The organism is Nocardia sp. NPDC056100 (genome assembly GCF_042266325.1).
Lineage (GTDB): Bacteria > Actinomycetota > Actinomycetes > Mycobacteriales > Mycobacteriaceae > Nocardia.
In genome coordinates this window covers 994,664-1,010,244 of the sequence record NZ_JBHJVY010000001.1, presented here as the reverse complement: position 1 = coordinate 1,010,244, position 15,581 = coordinate 994,664, and the positions used below count along the sequence as shown (strand labels likewise).

At 66.1% G+C, this 15,581-nt stretch carries 15 protein-coding genes; 13 read left to right on the top strand and 2 right to left on the bottom strand.

Annotated features, from left to right (window positions below; all coding sequences use genetic code 11):
- The first annotated feature begins 11 nt into the window (after window positions 1–11).
- From ACFC0O_RS04610 to ACFC0O_RS04560, 11 genes are read left to right on the top strand one after another with little or no spacing between them, the layout of a single operon-like run.
- Window positions 12–227, top strand: a complete 216-nt coding sequence (locus tag ACFC0O_RS04610) for a hypothetical protein (protein ID WP_364632006.1) — start codon at window positions 12–14, stop codon at window positions 225–227.
- The gene (locus ACFC0O_RS04605) at window positions 224–1,069 is read left to right on the top strand and encodes an MlaE family ABC transporter permease (protein WP_375953823.1); all 846 of its coding nucleotides are present in this window, start codon (window positions 224–226) and stop codon (window positions 1,067–1,069) included. Before ACFC0O_RS04610 ends, ACFC0O_RS04605 begins: the two co-directional genes overlap by 4 nt.
- A gap of 1 nt (window position 1,070) precedes the next feature.
- Window positions 1,071–1,931 (top strand): ABC transporter permease, encoded by an 861-nt coding sequence (locus ACFC0O_RS04600; protein ID WP_375953821.1) that lies wholly within the window; start codon window positions 1,071–1,073, stop codon window positions 1,929–1,931.
- Between the two features lie 8 nt (window positions 1,932–1,939).
- On the top strand, window positions 1,940–3,199 hold the full coding sequence (locus tag ACFC0O_RS04595) for an MlaD family protein (protein WP_375953819.1): 1,260 nt from the start codon (window positions 1,940–1,942) through the stop codon (window positions 3,197–3,199).
- Between the two features lie 2 nt (window positions 3,200–3,201).
- Window positions 3,202–4,227, top strand: a complete 1,026-nt coding sequence (locus ACFC0O_RS04590) for an MlaD family protein (protein WP_375953817.1) — start codon at window positions 3,202–3,204, stop codon at window positions 4,225–4,227.
- Window positions 4,227–5,270 carry an MCE family protein gene (locus ACFC0O_RS04585; protein WP_375953816.1) on the top strand — a complete coding sequence of 348 codons (1,044 nt, stop codon included), beginning with the start codon at window positions 4,227–4,229 and terminating at the stop codon, window positions 5,268–5,270. The genes ACFC0O_RS04590 and ACFC0O_RS04585 overlap by 1 nt, the downstream gene beginning before the upstream one ends.
- Window positions 5,270–6,364: an MCE family protein gene (locus tag ACFC0O_RS04580; protein ID WP_375953814.1), complete on the top strand. Its 1,095-nt coding sequence runs from the start codon at window positions 5,270–5,272 to the stop codon at window positions 6,362–6,364. Before ACFC0O_RS04585 ends, ACFC0O_RS04580 begins: the two co-directional genes overlap by 1 nt.
- Window positions 6,361–7,443 (top strand): MCE family protein, encoded by a 1,083-nt coding sequence (locus ACFC0O_RS04575; RefSeq protein WP_375953812.1) that lies wholly within the window; start codon window positions 6,361–6,363, stop codon window positions 7,441–7,443. The genes ACFC0O_RS04580 and ACFC0O_RS04575 overlap by 4 nt, the downstream gene beginning before the upstream one ends.
- A complete protein-coding gene (locus ACFC0O_RS04570; protein ID WP_375953810.1) occupies window positions 7,440–8,705 on the top strand; it encodes an MlaD family protein in 1,266 nt (421 codons plus the stop codon). The genes ACFC0O_RS04575 and ACFC0O_RS04570 overlap by 4 nt, the downstream gene beginning before the upstream one ends.
- 46 nt (window positions 8,706–8,751) lie before the next feature.
- Window positions 8,752–9,375, top strand: coding sequence for a hypothetical protein (locus ACFC0O_RS04565; RefSeq protein WP_375953808.1), 624 nt, complete (start codon window positions 8,752–8,754; stop codon window positions 9,373–9,375).
- A 16-nt stretch (window positions 9,376–9,391) separates the two neighbouring features.
- Window positions 9,392–9,979, top strand: a complete 588-nt coding sequence (locus ACFC0O_RS04560) for an SRPBCC family protein (protein ID WP_375953806.1) — start codon at window positions 9,392–9,394, stop codon at window positions 9,977–9,979.
- An 18-nt stretch (window positions 9,980–9,997) separates the two neighbouring features.
- Here the strand turns inward: ACFC0O_RS04560 and ACFC0O_RS04555 are convergent, their stop codons facing one another.
- Window positions 9,998–11,587: an ADP-ribosyltransferase domain-containing protein gene (locus tag ACFC0O_RS04555; protein ID WP_375953804.1), complete on the bottom strand. Its 1,590-nt coding sequence runs from the start codon at window positions 11,585–11,587 to the stop codon at window positions 9,998–10,000.
- 104 nt (window positions 11,588–11,691) lie between these two features.
- Here ACFC0O_RS04555 and ACFC0O_RS04550 point away from each other — a divergent pair, with 104 nt between their 5' ends.
- Together ACFC0O_RS04550 and ACFC0O_RS04545 are read left to right on the top strand one after the other, a co-directional pair.
- The gene (locus tag ACFC0O_RS04550) at window positions 11,692–12,360 is read left to right on the top strand and encodes a macro domain-containing protein (protein WP_375953802.1); all 669 of its coding nucleotides are present in this window, start codon (window positions 11,692–11,694) and stop codon (window positions 12,358–12,360) included.
- A 68-nt stretch (window positions 12,361–12,428) separates the two neighbouring features.
- The gene (locus ACFC0O_RS04545; protein ID WP_375953800.1) at window positions 12,429–14,096 is read left to right on the top strand and encodes a bifunctional 3'-5' exonuclease/DNA polymerase; all 1,668 of its coding nucleotides are present in this window, start codon (window positions 12,429–12,431) and stop codon (window positions 14,094–14,096) included.
- Window positions 14,097–14,126: 30 nt separating this feature from the next.
- Here the strand turns inward: ACFC0O_RS04545 and ACFC0O_RS04540 are convergent, their stop codons facing one another.
- Window positions 14,127–15,059, bottom strand: a complete 933-nt coding sequence (locus tag ACFC0O_RS04540) for an SGNH/GDSL hydrolase family protein (RefSeq protein WP_375953798.1) — start codon at window positions 15,057–15,059, stop codon at window positions 14,127–14,129.
- Between the last annotated feature and the right edge of the window lie 522 nt (window positions 15,060–15,581).

The window sequence follows — 15,581 nt, the reverse complement described above, 5'->3', positions numbered from 1 at the left end:
GCGGGCGCGTCATGTTGAGAGATCTGCTGAACTACCGCATCAGCCTGCGCCAAATCATGTATCTGGCAATAGCATTCGGCGTTCCCTACCTCGCGATCGGACTGGTGTGGCTGGGCCTGCACCACGATCATCTGAATGAGCTGCACGGCCTCGATCTCGTGTTCTCGGCGATCGGCGAGGTCATCGCCTGGCCACCGCTGCTGATCTCGAATATCGAGCTGCGATGACCGTCGGCGCCCAGCACAGCGCGCGCATGCGCGTGCTGACCTCCGGCCTCGACTACTGGCGTGATCATCCGCGGCGTTCGGTGGAAACGGCCGGCAGGCAGGTGCTGATGACCGGACGAGCGACCGCCGAGCTGTTCGGCTCGCTCGTTCGGCGGCGATTCCCTATGCAGGAGTTCATAAGACAGTGCGCGTTCATGGCGAGCGTATCGGCGACGCCGACACTGCTGGTGGCGATCCCGATCGCCGTGGTGGTCTCCATCCAGGTGGGATCGCTGGTCAGTCAGGTCGGCGCGACCACCTTCATCGGCGCGGTGAACGGCCTCGGCATCATCCGCCAGGGTGCGCCGCTGGTGACCTCGCTGATGATCGCGGGCGCGGTCGGCTCGGCCATCTGCGCCGATCTGGGGTCGCGCACCATCCGCGAGGAGATCGACGCCATGCGGGTGATGGGCGTTGATCCCATCCGGCGGCTGGTCGCACCCCGCCTGGCGGCGGCCGTGGTGGTCAGCACGCTGCTGTGCGGTCTGGTGGTATTCGTGGGCTTCGCAACGGGTTACGCGTTCAACGTCTACATCCAGGCGGGTACGCCCGGGGCGTACATCAGCACCTTCGCCTCCTTCGCGGTGGCGAGCGATCTGATCATCGCCATGGTCAAGGCGATGATCTTCGGCGCACTGGCCGCGATCATCGCCTGCGACACCGGATTACACACCCGGGGCGGCCCGGCCGGGGTCGCCGACGCGGTGAACTCGGCGGTGGTCAACTCCGCGATCGTGCTGTTCGCCAGCAATATCATCGTCACCCAGCTCTACAACACGCTGTTTCCGACGAAGGTCATCTGAAATGGCGAATTATGTTCCGCCGGTGCTGCGCCCGATCCATCGGCTGCGCGCGGTCGCCGCGGCTCCGGCGGCGGTGCCGGTGCGCCTGGGCCATCAGGGGCTGGTGTTCTTCCAGGCCATCGCCGCGATTCCGTTCGCGCTCAAGCAGTATCGCAAGGAGCTGCTGCGCCTGATCACCGATGTGAGCTTCGGCAATGGCGCACTGGTCGTCGGCGGCGGGGTGATCGGCGTGGTGGCGATCCTGTGCGGATTCGGCGGGATCACCGTCGGCATGGAATCGCATACCGCGCTGAACCTGCTCAGCATGAGCCCGCTCACCGGTGCGATCTCCGGTTTCGCGACCACTCGCGAATTGGCCCCGTTGCTGGCCACTTTGGCGTTCGGGGCGCAGGCCGGATGCCGATTCACCGCACAGCTCGGATCGATGCGCATCTCCGAGGAGATCGATGCGCTCGAGTCCATCGCCATCCGGCCGCTGCCGTATCTGATCAGCACCCGCATGGTCGCCGCGGTGGTGGCGATCGTTCCGCTGTACACCGTCGGACTCGCGATCGCCTATCTGAGTACGCGATTCACGGTGATCTTCCTGGGTGGCACCACGCTCGGCACCTATGACCATTACTTCCACCAGTTCCTGAATCCGGTGGACCTGCTCTATTCGATCCTCAAAGTCGTTGTGTTCACGCTGATCTCGACGTTCGTGCAGTGCTACTACGGCTTCGTCGCCGCCGGGGGACCGGAGGGCGTTGGCGTGGCCGCCGGACGGGCCATTCGCGCCTCGATCATCGTCATCGTCTTCGTGAATCTGGTCCTGTCCCTGTCGATTTGGGGCATCGATCCCGGCATTCGGATCTCCGGATAGGAGTTTTCGTGTACATCGATCCCAGTGGCAGGGGTCTGTCCGCAGCCTGGCTGGCCCTGATCGGCCTGCTCATCGCGGCGGTCACCACGGCCACCGTCTACCTGCTCGGACTGCGCTATACCGGGGCATTCGCCGACACGGTGGATGTGACCGCGCGGCTGACCAGCACCGGTGACGGACTACCGCAGCGGGCGGACGTCAAATTCCGCGGCATGCTGGTTGGCCAGGTCGGCAGCTCCGGCATCGCCGCCGCGGGGGAACGCCAGGATGTCGTTTTGCGCATCAAACCCGAACTGGCGCAGTCCATTCCGTCCACGGTGACGGCCCGTGTGGTGCCGAACAACCTCTTCGGGGTGACCGCGGTCGAACTGATCGACAACGGCCCGTCCGGGCAGGGTTTGCGCACCGGTGCGACCATCGTGCAGGACACGAGCACCGTCACCACGCAATTGCAGGCCACCCTGACCACGCTGCGCACCGTGCTCGACGCCATCGATCCGATCAAACTCGCCCATGTACTCGGTTCGCTCGCCGACGCCCTCGATCCCGCCTATCGCATGCCGGGCTCCACCATCGAACGGCTGGACACCTGGACCACCGAGGTGCGCGCGATCCCGGGAGTCGGTGATCTCTTGGGCGATCTGGGCGCGGCGGCGTCGGCGCTGAATCGGTCCGCGCCGCAATTGATCGACACGCTCACCGAATCGGTGACCGTGGCAAGGACTCTGAATGATCACCGCGCCGGTTTGGTGGCCTTACTGACCTCCGCGAGCGGGGCGGTCGACGCGACCAACGACCTGTTCGCCCGCAATCCGGGCGCGGGCCCGGAGCTGGTCGGCGGACTCGACCAGACCTTCGGCGCGCTCGCCCGAGATCCGGACGCCATCGCCGCCTCGGTCGCGGACCTCAATGCGGCACTGGGCAAATTGTCGACTGTCTTCAACTGGGGGCCCAACAAACTGATGAGCTGGGTGATGGATTTGAGCGTCACCCCGTTCCAGCAGTACACCGCGCGCGACTGCCCGCGCTACGGCGAGTTGGCGGGTCCGCGCTGCACCGCCGCGGCGGCCCCGGGATCCGGGTCACCGCTGCCCTCGGGGTCGACCCAACCCGCTTCGTCGCGGACCGGCGGATTGCAAGGCGCGGAAGCCATTTCGGCATTGACCGGCGGCAATCCCACTGCCGCCCAGCTCATGCTGCTCGGCCCGATCCTCACCGGCGGCTCGCTCACCGTGACCGATTCGACCCCGCGACCCGGAGGGCGCTGACCATGCTGAAGCTTCGCACCGCGGTGCTGGGGCTGGCCCTGTTCACGGGGTTGGCGCTGGTGGCCACCTACACCATCTTCTCCACCCTGCAACGCGGGGTGAGCGGCGATACCGCAAGCTACACGGCGACATTCGGCAATGTGCTGGGTCTGCGCGCAGGCGATGACGTGCGCATGGCCGGGGTCCGGGTGGGCCGGGTCGACACCGTCGAACTCGATGCCGATCGCCGCGCCCGCGTGGTGATCCGGGTGCAGGCCCGGCAGCATCTCACCACCACGACCAAGGCGCTGATCCGGTATCAGAATCTGATCGGGCAGCGCTATATCGCGCTCGCCCCGGGAACCGGTGCGGCGCAACCCCTACCGCCGGGTGGCTCGATTCCCTACGAGCGCACCGAATCCTCCTTCGACGTCTCGACCGTGCTCGCCGGATTCCAGCCGCTGTTCAGCACCCTGCAACCGGAACAGGTGAATTCGCTGTCCAACACCCTGGTGCAGGCGCTCCAGGGCGACGGAGTCTCGTTGAGCGCCTTGGTGACCCAGGCCGCCGCGCTCGCGAGCACCTTCCGCGACCGCGACGAGATCCTCGGCCAGGTGATCACCAATCTGGGCGGCGTCGTCGAGGGCCTGGCCCATCGCGGAGACGAATTGGCCACGCTCATCACGCAATCGCGCACACTGCTGTCCGATCTCTACGCGCAGGGCGAGACGCTCAAAGGCGCGGTCGATCAGGCCGCCGGTTCCACCACCCGGCTCGCACAGCTCATCGAGCAGATCAAACCGGGCCTGGCGCAGGCCCAGCAGTCCGCCACCGCCGGGGTGAATCTATTGCTGTCCAACGGTTCCCGGCTCGATATCACCGCCGCCGAACTGCCCTACCTGCTGGCCGGACTGGCCCGGATCAGCGGTAACGGCACCTATATCGGTTCCTACATCTGCAGTCTGGACGTATCGCTCTGGGGCGTGCTCTTCCCGCCCGGAGTCATCAGCCAGATCGGCGGCACTGCGCATTCGGAGGTATGCCGGTAATGAAATCAGCGAATGTCCGCGCCCGCCTGAAATCGCTCTGGTACCTGGTACCCGGCTATTCGCGGAACCGCGAATGGTGGCTCGGCCTGGCCGCCGGTGCGGTGATCCTGCTCCTGCTACTGGGGTCGAGTGTGCTGACCCGGGCCGGTATCGGACGCCACACCGTCACAGCGGAATTCGCCCAGGCCGCCGGATTGCGGACGGGCGACAGCGTCGATATCGCCGGAATCGAGGTCGGCTCGGTCGAATCCGCGCGAGTGGCCGGTGATCGGGTCGTGGTCGGGTTATCGATCAAGAGTGATATCCGGCTCGGTGACGATGCCAAGGCCGCGATCAAGATGTCCACCATTCTCGGCCGCATGCACGTGGAATTGGACGCGGGCAGGACTTCCGGCCCCACGACCGAGCGCATACCGCTGGAACGGACCCAGGTGCCGTACAACCTGGCCAAGGTCGTGAACGATCCCGACTACACGCATTCGTTCGAACATCTCGAACGCGTCGACCCGAATGCGCTGCGCGCCTCCCTCGATGCGGTCGCCCGGCAGATGGGCGATTCCCCGCAGCTCACCGCGCAGGCCCTCGACTCGGTCGGCGTGCTGGCCAAGGTAATCAGCGATCGCGGTGACGAGGTGGGCAAACTGCTGCGCAATATCGACTCGGTCTCGCAATTGGTATCGGACAACCGGAGTGCGGTACTGCTGCTGCTCACCCGCGGTCAGGCCGTCGGTGACGCGGTCGCCGCCCGGCAGACCCTGATCACCCAGCTGCTGGACAATATCGCGACCATTTCGAAGAACCTGCGGGATATGGGAATCGAGAACAACGGTGGGCTCGCCCCATTGATCCGGGATCTGAACACGATGTCGGACGGTCTGCAGAAGAACAAGGACAACCTTGACAAACTCTTCCAGATCATGCCGGTGACACTGCGGCAGTTCAACAACAGCCTCGGCAATGGGCCGTACGGCGAGCTGTATCTGCCCTGGGTGTTCCCGGACAATCTGCTGTGCGCGACCGCAGCGGTGCAGGGGTGCCACTGATGCGCACTGCACCGATTCGTCTCGCGATCATCACTCTCGTCCTGCTGTTCGCCGCGGGCTGCTCCGGGCTGCCGCACGGCGTGACCTCACTGCCGGATCGGTTGCTGGGTAAGGAGAAAACGCTCACCGCCGATTTCGAGAACACGGCGGGCCTGTACGTCGGCAATGAGGTGTCGGTGCTCGGGCTGCCCGTCGGCCGGGTGACCGAACTGCTTCCCAAGGGACGCTACGTCGAAGTCCACATGGTCGTGGACGGCGATGTGGAACTGCCCGCGGAAGTCATTGCCGCGCTGGTGTCTCCGCAGCTCATCACCAACCGGCATATCGAACTGACCCCCGCCTACACCGGTGGGCCGCGGCTGTCGGACGGCGGGCATATTCCATTGCCCCGCACCAGAACTCCGGTGGAACTCGACCGCATTCTGCGATCGTTCGACGATATCGGTAAAGCGCTGGCGGGCAGCAATACCGATGGGCCGATGGCCAGCCGGGTGCTGTTCCCGCTGCTGGACGGCAATGGCGATCGCATTCGCCAGACCCTCGACGCGCTCTCGGGGGCGTTCCAGGTGACGCTGGCCAACAAGGATCAGATCTCCAATGCCATCGTCCGGCTCAGCGAGATCACCCAGACCATCGCCGACAATGATTCCACCGTCCGCGATTTCAGCGCCCGGCTCACCCAATTGGTGACCCTCATGCGCGATCAAGCCCCGGGCCTGGGCGCCGTGCTCACCCAGATCAATGATTTCGTGGCCAATATCAGCGCGGTGGTGGGGGAGAACCGGCAACCGCTCACCGATGCATTGTCGCGACTGACCGGCATCACCGCGCAAATGCGGGACCACGCCCGCGATCTCACCGAAATCGTCGATGTCGGACCGCTGTTCTTCACCAATCTCGGCAATGCGGTGAGCCCGGAGGCCAATGCGGTGCGATTACATCTGCTCACCGATAAGACCCTGCTCGACAATGAACTGCTGGCACTGTTCTGCGAACGGTTGCAGATGCGGTCCGACGGCTGTCGCACGGGCAAACTCCGCGACTTCGGACCGGATTTCGGGCTGACGGCCGCACTGCTGGGACTGCTCCGATGAGCCGCCGGATTCGCCGCCTGGCCGCCGCGAGCCTGCTCACGCTGTCGATGACCGGATGCGCGGTCACCGTCGACTCCATGCCGCTGCCCAAACCCGGTGTGGGCGGGCCGACCTATCGGGTGCGCGCCATCTTCGACAATGCGCTGAATCTGCCCGAACGCGCGCGGGTGAAGATCGGCGGCAGCGATATCGGCATCGTCACCCATATCGACACCGCCAACTTCCTGGCGACGGTGGAACTGGAAATCCGGGAGGACATACCGCTACCCCGGGACGTGCGCGCCGAACTGCGGCAGCCCACGCCGCTCGGGGATATCTATGTCGCGGTGACGCTTCCGCAGCAGCGCGCCGGTACGCCACTGCTGCATGACGGCGACGTCATCGACCGTGAGCACACCTCGGCGGGCGCATCGGTGGAGCAGCTGATGATGTCACTGTCGATGCTGCTCAATGGCGGTGCGCTGGAACAGGTCGCGCGCATCACCAGCGATGCGGACTCCATGGTGGCGGGGCGCGGCCCGCAACTGTCGCATCTGATCACCGAGATCACCGCGACCCTGACCGCCTTGAACCAGCGCACCGATCAACTCGACAGCGTGCTGCACGGGATGGACGCGCTCGGCACCACACTCAATCAGCGCAAAGCCGAACTCGGGCAGGCCGCGGACAGCTTCCCGCCGCTGATCTCCATCATCACCGAGAACAACCGGGCCATTACCGATCTCACCGCGAAGGTGACCGGAACCCTCGGCGCACTGGGGGATTTCACCGCCACCAGCAGCGCGGAAACGGTCAGCCTGTTCCACAGCGTGCAGCAGCTCATGGACGGATTCAGTGCGATGGGGGACAACCTCGCCGGTGCGCTGGACCGGCTGCACACCCTGCAACCCTCGGTACTGGCCTCCACGAAGGGCACCAACTTGGCTGTGGCGGCGACGGTTTCGTATTTGAGCATCGGGGCGCTCACCGATCCGAATGGCAGCAGACTGCCCGACGGCACCGATCCGGGGGCGTTCCTCGGCAGTCTCGCCGATGTGCTGACCCGGGTGATCAACCGGTTGCAGGGTGGTGCGCGATGAAGGGGCAACGCCCCGAGGGCGATCGTCCTGAGCTGCTCGCTCTGGTCTGGTGGGTGATCGCCTTGGTTCTGGAGGTGGTCGCGGAACTGCTTCTGGACGCGGCCGATTGGGCTCGGCGGCATATCGCCGGGTTGGCCGCGGTGGGCCTGGTGATCACGCTGCTGGTCGGCGGCGGCTACCTGCTGGTCGATGTGGTGCGCATCGATCCGCTGCGCGAGACCATGACGGTGCGGGTGGAACTGACCTCCTCGGGCGGCTTGCTGCCGCACTCCGATGTCACCTTCCGGGGTGTGCGGGTCGGCACCGTCCGATCGGCCGAATTGTCTGAACACGGTGTCATCGCGATCGCCGAAATCGATGCGGACCAGCATATTCCGGTGGGCGGTACGGTCGTGGTGGCGCGGCTGTCGGCGGCCGGGGAACAGTATCTGGACTTCCGGCCCGATAGTGACGGGCCGCCGTATCTGGCAGACGGAGCGGTCATCTCGACGGATCGCACCGGCACACCGGTGACGATCAACGAATTCCTCACCGATACGGCGGGATTCATCGGCGGGCTGAACCCCGACCGGCTGAATGTGATTGTCGCCGAACTGGATAAGGCGCTGGCCGGTGGACCGGATCGGCTGCGCACGGTGCTCAGCGGGATCAGCCAGGCCATGAACGGCCTGACCGGGCTGCTGCCGCAAACCCGCAATCTCATCGAGAAGCTCGAGGTGATCGCCGAGACCACCAGCCACGCGCAACCCGATCTCGGCACCCTCGTCGGCGGGGCGGGAGTGCTGTTCGGGCAGTTCACCGCCGCCGATCAGGAGGTGCGCCGATTACTCGAACTGGGTCCCGGACAACTGGCGACGCTCGGCGGGGTGGTGGCCGAGACCACGGACCCGGTGACGAATCTGGTCACCAATCTGTCCGCGATCACCAGGGCCGCGCGACTGCGGACACCCGCGCTGGCGGCACTGTTCCCGGCGCTGCGATCCGGCACCGCGATGCTGGGTATCCCGGTGCACGACAACGCCTTCCACACCATGGTGGACATCTGGCCGCGACCCACCTGCGAATACGCGACCATCCCGGTATCGCCGGTCAAGGTCAGCGACGGCGCGATCCGGCTCTACAACTACTGCGTCACCGACGATCCGGCGCAGCAGATCCGCGGTTCGGCCAACGCGCCCCGCCCCGGCGGCCCGGACAACACCTCCGGACCGCCACCCGGGGTGACCGGCAATGAACTATCGGTCCCCTTGCCCGCCAACTGATTACGGCAGCACCGCCATCGATAACTGGCAGAGAGATGTGATATCCGTGAACGACACCCACGACGTGATCGACGATGTGGCCGCCCCCGCGGCGGACGAGATCGACGCGGCCCCGCGCAGTGCGGCGGTGGCAGATGAGCCGTCGGCCGAGGCTCGCGGAACTCGCCGATCGACCCGTCGCACAGTACTTTTCGCTGCTGCTGCGGTGGCCCTCACCGGTGCGGCGATCGCGCACGATGTCTACACCTCGGTGCGGAGCCGACACGCCGAAGACCTCGTCGAAGCCCGCGAAACGGCTCGCAAGACCGCCTGCGAATACGGCCCGGTCCTGGCCAACTACGACGTCGAACATCTCGACTCCTACTTCGCGGCGGTTCTGGATCACGCCACCGGCGACTGGAAGCGGGAATTCGACTCCACCAGTAAGGATTTGCGCGACGTCCTGGTGCAGGGCCAGGTGACATCCAAATCCGGCACCGTCGACTGCGCCATCTCGGCCAGTGATGCGAGCACCGCCGCCGCGGTCGTCGTCATCGATCAATCCGTCACCAGCGTCGGCACCCAGGGCCAGCCGCGCCGAGGGCAACTCGCGATCACCCTGTCCCTGGTCAAATCGGGCGACCGCTGGCTGGTCGACAAGGTGTCCTCCCCGCTGCTGCGCACCCAATGACAGGAGATAGCACGTCATGACTCAGGTACTCATCGTGCTGGCGGCGGTGCTGGTCGCCGTGGGGGCAATGCTGGCCGTCATCATCCCGACCGCGCTACTGCGCCGGGCCCGGCGTCTCATCGAATCCGACGTTCCGCCCGCCGACGAGCGAGCACTCGCCGAATTCGCGGCGCAGCGCCCGACATTCACGATGACGGTCACCAATCATCTCGCCGCCCCGCCGGACAAAGTGTGGCCCGTCCTGGAGAACAACGCCTTCTCCTGGATCCCGATGATCAACGGCGTCAGCTACGCGGACACCGACCGCGCCCCCGGCGCCGTCCGCAAACTCGACCTGCTGTTCTTCGCTGCCGCCGAACAGGTCACCCACCGCAGCCCCGGCTCTCGCCTCAGCGTGACCGGAATCCACACCTCGATTCCCGTCGCGGTGAAGTCCTACACCGTCGACTATCAACTCCGCGAAACCGACGACGGCGGCACCGACCTGGAATGGACAATCGCGGGCCGCCCCGCCCTGTTCGCCTTCCTCCCACTGTCCTGGACGGCGGTCTTCATCCGTCCGTTCGCCCGAATCATCATGGCCCAGTTGCAAAGTCGCCTCTGAACCGTGCACGGCCGACCGTCAGGACACCAGGGGCTGCGCTGTCGATTCGGTCAACTGCACGATGCACAGGCCGCCGCGTTGCGCTTGGACGCCGGTCACCTCCAATTGGGTGCCCGGCAGCAGGATGAATTCCTCCTCCTCGGTGAACGCGGAGAAATCGCGAATGCTCACCGCCCGGGCGGGTCGCACCTCGAAGAGCGTTCGCTTACCCCGGCTGCCCAGGAATGCCCGCGCCACACTGGATTCCGAGGTGCAGGAGGACACGCCCCACCAGGTCACGGTGCGATTCAGCGGATATTGCGCGCGCAGATCCAGTGAGACTCCGCGCCACAGCGGTTCGGTGCGGGTGGGCAGCGCCGACACCGCCGCGAACAAGAGGCGTAGATAGGGCAGATACGGGATCAACTGGGCACGATCCGGGGCGCGCAACACCCGGTTGATCTCCCGGTAGAACGCGGACTCGCAGGTGTAGAGATGCAGTGCCGCAATCGCATCGGCGGACAGGGCGGCGCGCGACCGGTCCGCCCGCAGCTTGCCGAACTCGTCCGAGCGCACGGCATGCCGATCCAGACCGGCAAGCAGGGTGGCCACCGGTGCGATGGCATCGCGGAAACTCTGTAGCGGAGTGTCGAAGACGCCGGTGATGGCGGGCAGGACCAGGCCCTCGTCCTTGACGCTCGCCAGGCGTTCCAGATAGAGCTGATGCAATTCCATGGTGGAGGCGATGAACGCGCCCATGCGGTCGGCGGTATCCCGGTCCGTCCCAGTGGTTTCCGCCTCACCGGTTTTCCATCCGGCACTCGGCAGCCAATCGATCGGGTCCGCGCCTGTGGCGGCCAGCGCCGCGTTGACCATGGCGAAATGGTCTCCGTCGCAGAAGATATCGCCCTGCGCGGCGGGATTGGCGTGGTCCACATGCCGGACATCGACGCCCGGGTATTTCTTCTGCAGTTGCAGCACAATCTTTTTCAGGCTGCGCGCGTGCGTTCCCCACCACGCGAATACCACACCCCGATCGGCCTCATCCGCCTCCTGTTTGGCGCGCAGGATCTCCTCGATGATCCGCTCGGCCACCGGACGCCAGAAGGCGGTGTGCTGATCGGTCGCCAGCGCCCCGTCACTGCTGGCGGTCAATGCCGCGTTGAGCAGCAGCACGCCCTGGGTGAGCATGGCCTGGAACCACTCCGGCGGCTGTACGGTGTCCTGTTCGCGCAGCAGGGCGCGGATATCGGCGATCGGGGTCTTCTTGGGAATGCCGTACTTCCACATGGCCGCCGCTTTGATGATGCAGCGAATGCTGATCACCCGGCCGAACTGACTGTCCTTCCAATCGTGAAAGGCGTTGTCGAACATCGCGATTCCGGTGGCGCTCTCGGGCCGCGGATACGGGTTCTGGCCGAACACCACCACCTTCCACTTATGCGGCGGATGCGGTTTGAGCGCCTGAAAAGTCAACTCGCGCACCGGAACGACACTCGGACCCCGGCCGGGGCCGATGAAGGTGGCCGCATTCGGCTGCGCCTCGATCACCGGTCGCAGCACCGGCAGCCACGGCTCACCGCCGCCATTGAAGAGATCGGTCAGGGACAGCGGGTCATTCGTGCTCACGCCCGGCACTATATGTCATGAAAATCGCTCTGGCAGAAAGCATGTCGGTGGGTGCGGGTAACGTCCCGGGCAGTGCAGGACCGCATCTCACCGGGAGTGTTTTCATGAGTTCGAATCGGGTGCAACCGCCGCTGCGGGTGGTATTGGCCGATATCAATCCGCAGGTTGTCCAGGCGTGGCTGGCGGCGTTCGCCGACCATCCCGAGATCGAGATCCACAAGGGTTCGATCCTGGACGAGCGGGTCGACGCCTGGGTCACCCCGACCAATGCGCGCGGCCTGATGGACGGCGGCGTCGACGCGGCCATCAAACGGCATCTCGGGGCGGGCATCCAGGTGCGGGTGCAGCGCGCGATCCGGGACGGCTTCGCGGGCAGGCTGCCGGTCGGCAGCGCGGTCTGCGTGTCCTCGGGGGCGATCAATCCGAAGTTCCTGATCTCGACCCCGACCATGCGGGAGTCGGCCGAGGATGTCAGCGAGACACTCAATGTGGCGCTCGCCTGCGCGGCGGCCTTCCAGGCGATCCACCGCCAGAATCGGGACGCGCCGGGCAGCATCTCCTCGGTCGCGCTGGTGGGCATGGGGGCCAATACCGGTCAGGTGCCCGCGCGGGTGTGCGCCAACCTGATGTGGACCGGATACACCCTGTTCAACGACCACACCTTCGATGATTACGACGAATTGCGCGCGACCATCCTGGCCCAGCTGGACGATATCGAGAACGCGCCGGCCGATAAGCCGGTCCGCATCAAGCGCCCCGCGACCAGGCGCTGAGCTGATTCGACACCGCCCGCGCTCGTGGCTGCCCGAACTTGTCTGTGCCCGATGCGAGACTCTGGGACATGCGATGGGCGTTGGCGGCGACGAGCGAGGGCGGTGCGCTGCTGTGTCCGCTGGAGCAGGACGGAAGTCCCGCCGGGCCGATACTGCGCGAGCCCGCTCTCGCCGCGGCGGTACGGGACCGTCCCGAGGTGGAGCGGTGGGTGTGGCGCTCGACCGCCGAGATCTACCGGCAGCTGCTCGACGCCGGGGTGCGGGTCGAGCGCTGCTATGACGTGGAAGCGGCCGAAGCGCTGCTGATCGGTCATGAGCACGGGCAATCCGGGCAGCCGCGTTCACTGGCGGCGGCGTGGGCGCGACTGCATAAACAGCCGGTTCCGCCGGACGCGCCGCTGCGAGCCGCCGATGAGCAGCCGTCACTGTTCGACTCCGGCCCGGTACCGCTGCCGCCCGGCACCGACGAATTCACCGCGCTGCTGGAGGTTTACGCGCAGCAGGTGGCCCGCACCGCGAAGGCCGAATTCCCCGACCGCATGCGCCTGCTGCTGGCGGCCGAATCGGCGGCCATGCTGGTCGCCGCCGAAATGTCCCGCGCCGGAATTCCCTGGCGCGCGGACGTGCACCGGGACCTGCTGGATAGTCTGCTGGGGGAACGCATTTCGGGTGATGCCGAACCGCGGCGCATGGTCGAGTTGGCCGAGCAGGTCTCCCGGGCGTTCGGCGAAGGCGTGCGAGTACGCCCCGATCTGCCCCAGGACATCATCAAAGCCTTCGCCCGCGTGGGTATTCCGCTCTCCTCCACCCGCAAATGGGAACTCCAGGAGGTGGATCACCCGGCCATCGCACCGCTGCTCGCCTATAAATCGCTCTATCGGCTCTACACCGCGCACGGCTGGTCCTGGCTCGATCAATGGGTTCGCGACGGCCGCTTCCGTCCCGAATACCTGCCCGGCGGCACGGTTTCGGGGCGCTGGACCGCCAATGGCGGTGGGGCGCTACAGATCCCGAAAATCATTCGCAAAGCGATCCGCGCCGACCCGGGCTGGCGTCTGGTGGTCGCCGATGCCGACCAGATGGAACCGCGTGTGCTGGCCGCGATCTCGCGCGATCCGGGTCTGATGGAAGTGGCGGGCCGGGGCGAGGACCTCTATGCCGATCTTGCTGCCCGCTCGTTCAACGGCGACCGCGCCAAGGCCAAAATCGCGCTGCTGGGCGCGATTTACGGCCAGACCTCCGGCGATGCGCTCGTGCATATGGCCGAACTACGCCGTCGCTATCCGGCCGCGGTCGCCTATGTCGACGATGCCGCCACCGCCGGGGAACAGGGCCGCCTGGTGCGCACCTGGCTGGGCCGCACCTGCCCGCCCGCCTCGGCGCAGCCCGAGTCCGATGATGATCCGGGCCTGTCCACCCGATACGGTCCGAACCCGAAAGCCCGTGCCCGAGGCCGTTTCACCCGCAACTTCGTCGTCCAGGGCAGCGCGGCCGACTGGACCCTGCTGCTGCTGGCGGCCCTGCGGTCCGAGCTGACCCGGACCGCGCCCGCGGCGGAACTCGTTTTCTTCCAGCACGATGAGGTGATCGTGCACTGTCCGGCCGAGGATGCCGACACGGCCGCCGCCGCGATCTCGGCGGCGGCCGACACCGCGGCGCGATTGGCTTTCGGCTCGACCCCGGTCCGCTTCCCGTTCACCACCGCGATCGTCGAGTGCTATCACGATGCCAAATAGGATCGAGCCCGCCGGATGCGAGCCGGATCGCTACGAGGTTGTGCGCCGGATTTTTTCGAGGACGGTGGCGGTTTGGGCGGTGGCACCCAATGCGTTCGGATGCAGCGGATACGCCACGCCGGGGGCATTGTGCGGCGACGAGAAGGCGATGCCCTCCACATAGCGGGTCGCGGCGGGCTGGCAGACATCGTGACCGGTGCTGGGCGTGTAGGTGTCGACGAACTCGATACCGGCGGCCTTGGCCACGCGCGCGAGCATGGCGTTCATGAGGGCGAATTTATCTCGGAGATAGGTGATGTCGACATCGGCCGCGGGTAGGTCGGGGCGACAGCCCTTGCCCGAGACGGGGAGTGCGTTGAGATAGTCGACCAGCAGGATGCGCGCCTTCGGGGCGCGCTCGCGAATACCGGCGATGGTCGCCTGCACCAGCGGTGCGGTGGCTTCGATCTTGGCGGTCACCCGATCGTCGGCGGCGGGAGTCGTCGCGCAGGCGGGAGTTTCCTTGGCCGCCCCGCCCGCGGCAGCGGCGGCGGGCACCGGTTGCAGGCAGCTCATGGCCAAGGCGGGAAACCCGATATCGTTTCCGCCGATGCCGAGAGTAACCAAATCGGTTGTGGGGGATAGCTTCTCGAATTGAGGCGGATTGACCCCGCCCAGCGGGAGCTGCTGCTCCGCGGTCATATCGGCGGTGGTCGCCGAGGCGCAGCTGGCATCGCGGAATACCTTGACGCCCAGGGCCGCGGCCACCTGGTGCGGATAGTTCGAGGTGGATTGGACGCAATCGGCGGGAACGTCCGTCATCGCGGGCGGAAGGGTGGTGAAGACCGCCGCGGTCCAGGAATCGCCCAGTGCCACATATTCGTGATAGGCGGGCGAATCCGCCTGTGCCGGAATCGATATCAGGGATGCGGCCAGTACGCCCAGGGCCACCGGGGCGAGTCGTGCGGGTTGGACCGTTTTCACTGCGGAAGAACCTCCGAACTGGTCAGTTGGACAGCTTCGAGGGAGGTGGAGCAGATGATCGACGGCCATACTCGCGTACATATCGGGCATTCCGGCGACGACACGGTATGACCGCCGGTGAATTCTTACTGGACTATCAACTTTGCGGTTTCGGTATGCGGAGCGTCACGATTCCGCGGTCCGCGCTATCCGATCTGATCGCTTCGTGCCCGCGTGCCGTGATTCCGGATCAGCCGTGGTCCGGAGGCCGGGAAATCCGGCTGAACGTTTCCGGCGTCGCGGGCGGTACATTCGGAAGGGCCGTTCGCGTATGGATCCCGTCGCCCATTGGGCTCGGGGCGGGACGAAGAGTGTAGCGGTGCTGAGGGAGAATACGAACGTGAGTTACACGAACAGGAAGAATTTCAGCGACCAGGCCGAGCCGGCGGTGGTGGCGGCAAGCGCCGCCGCGACTCCTGTCGGCGGCTAGTTCGATGTCCGAGCAGGAAGGACCGGGACGGGGATCCGTACCCGGACCAGGCA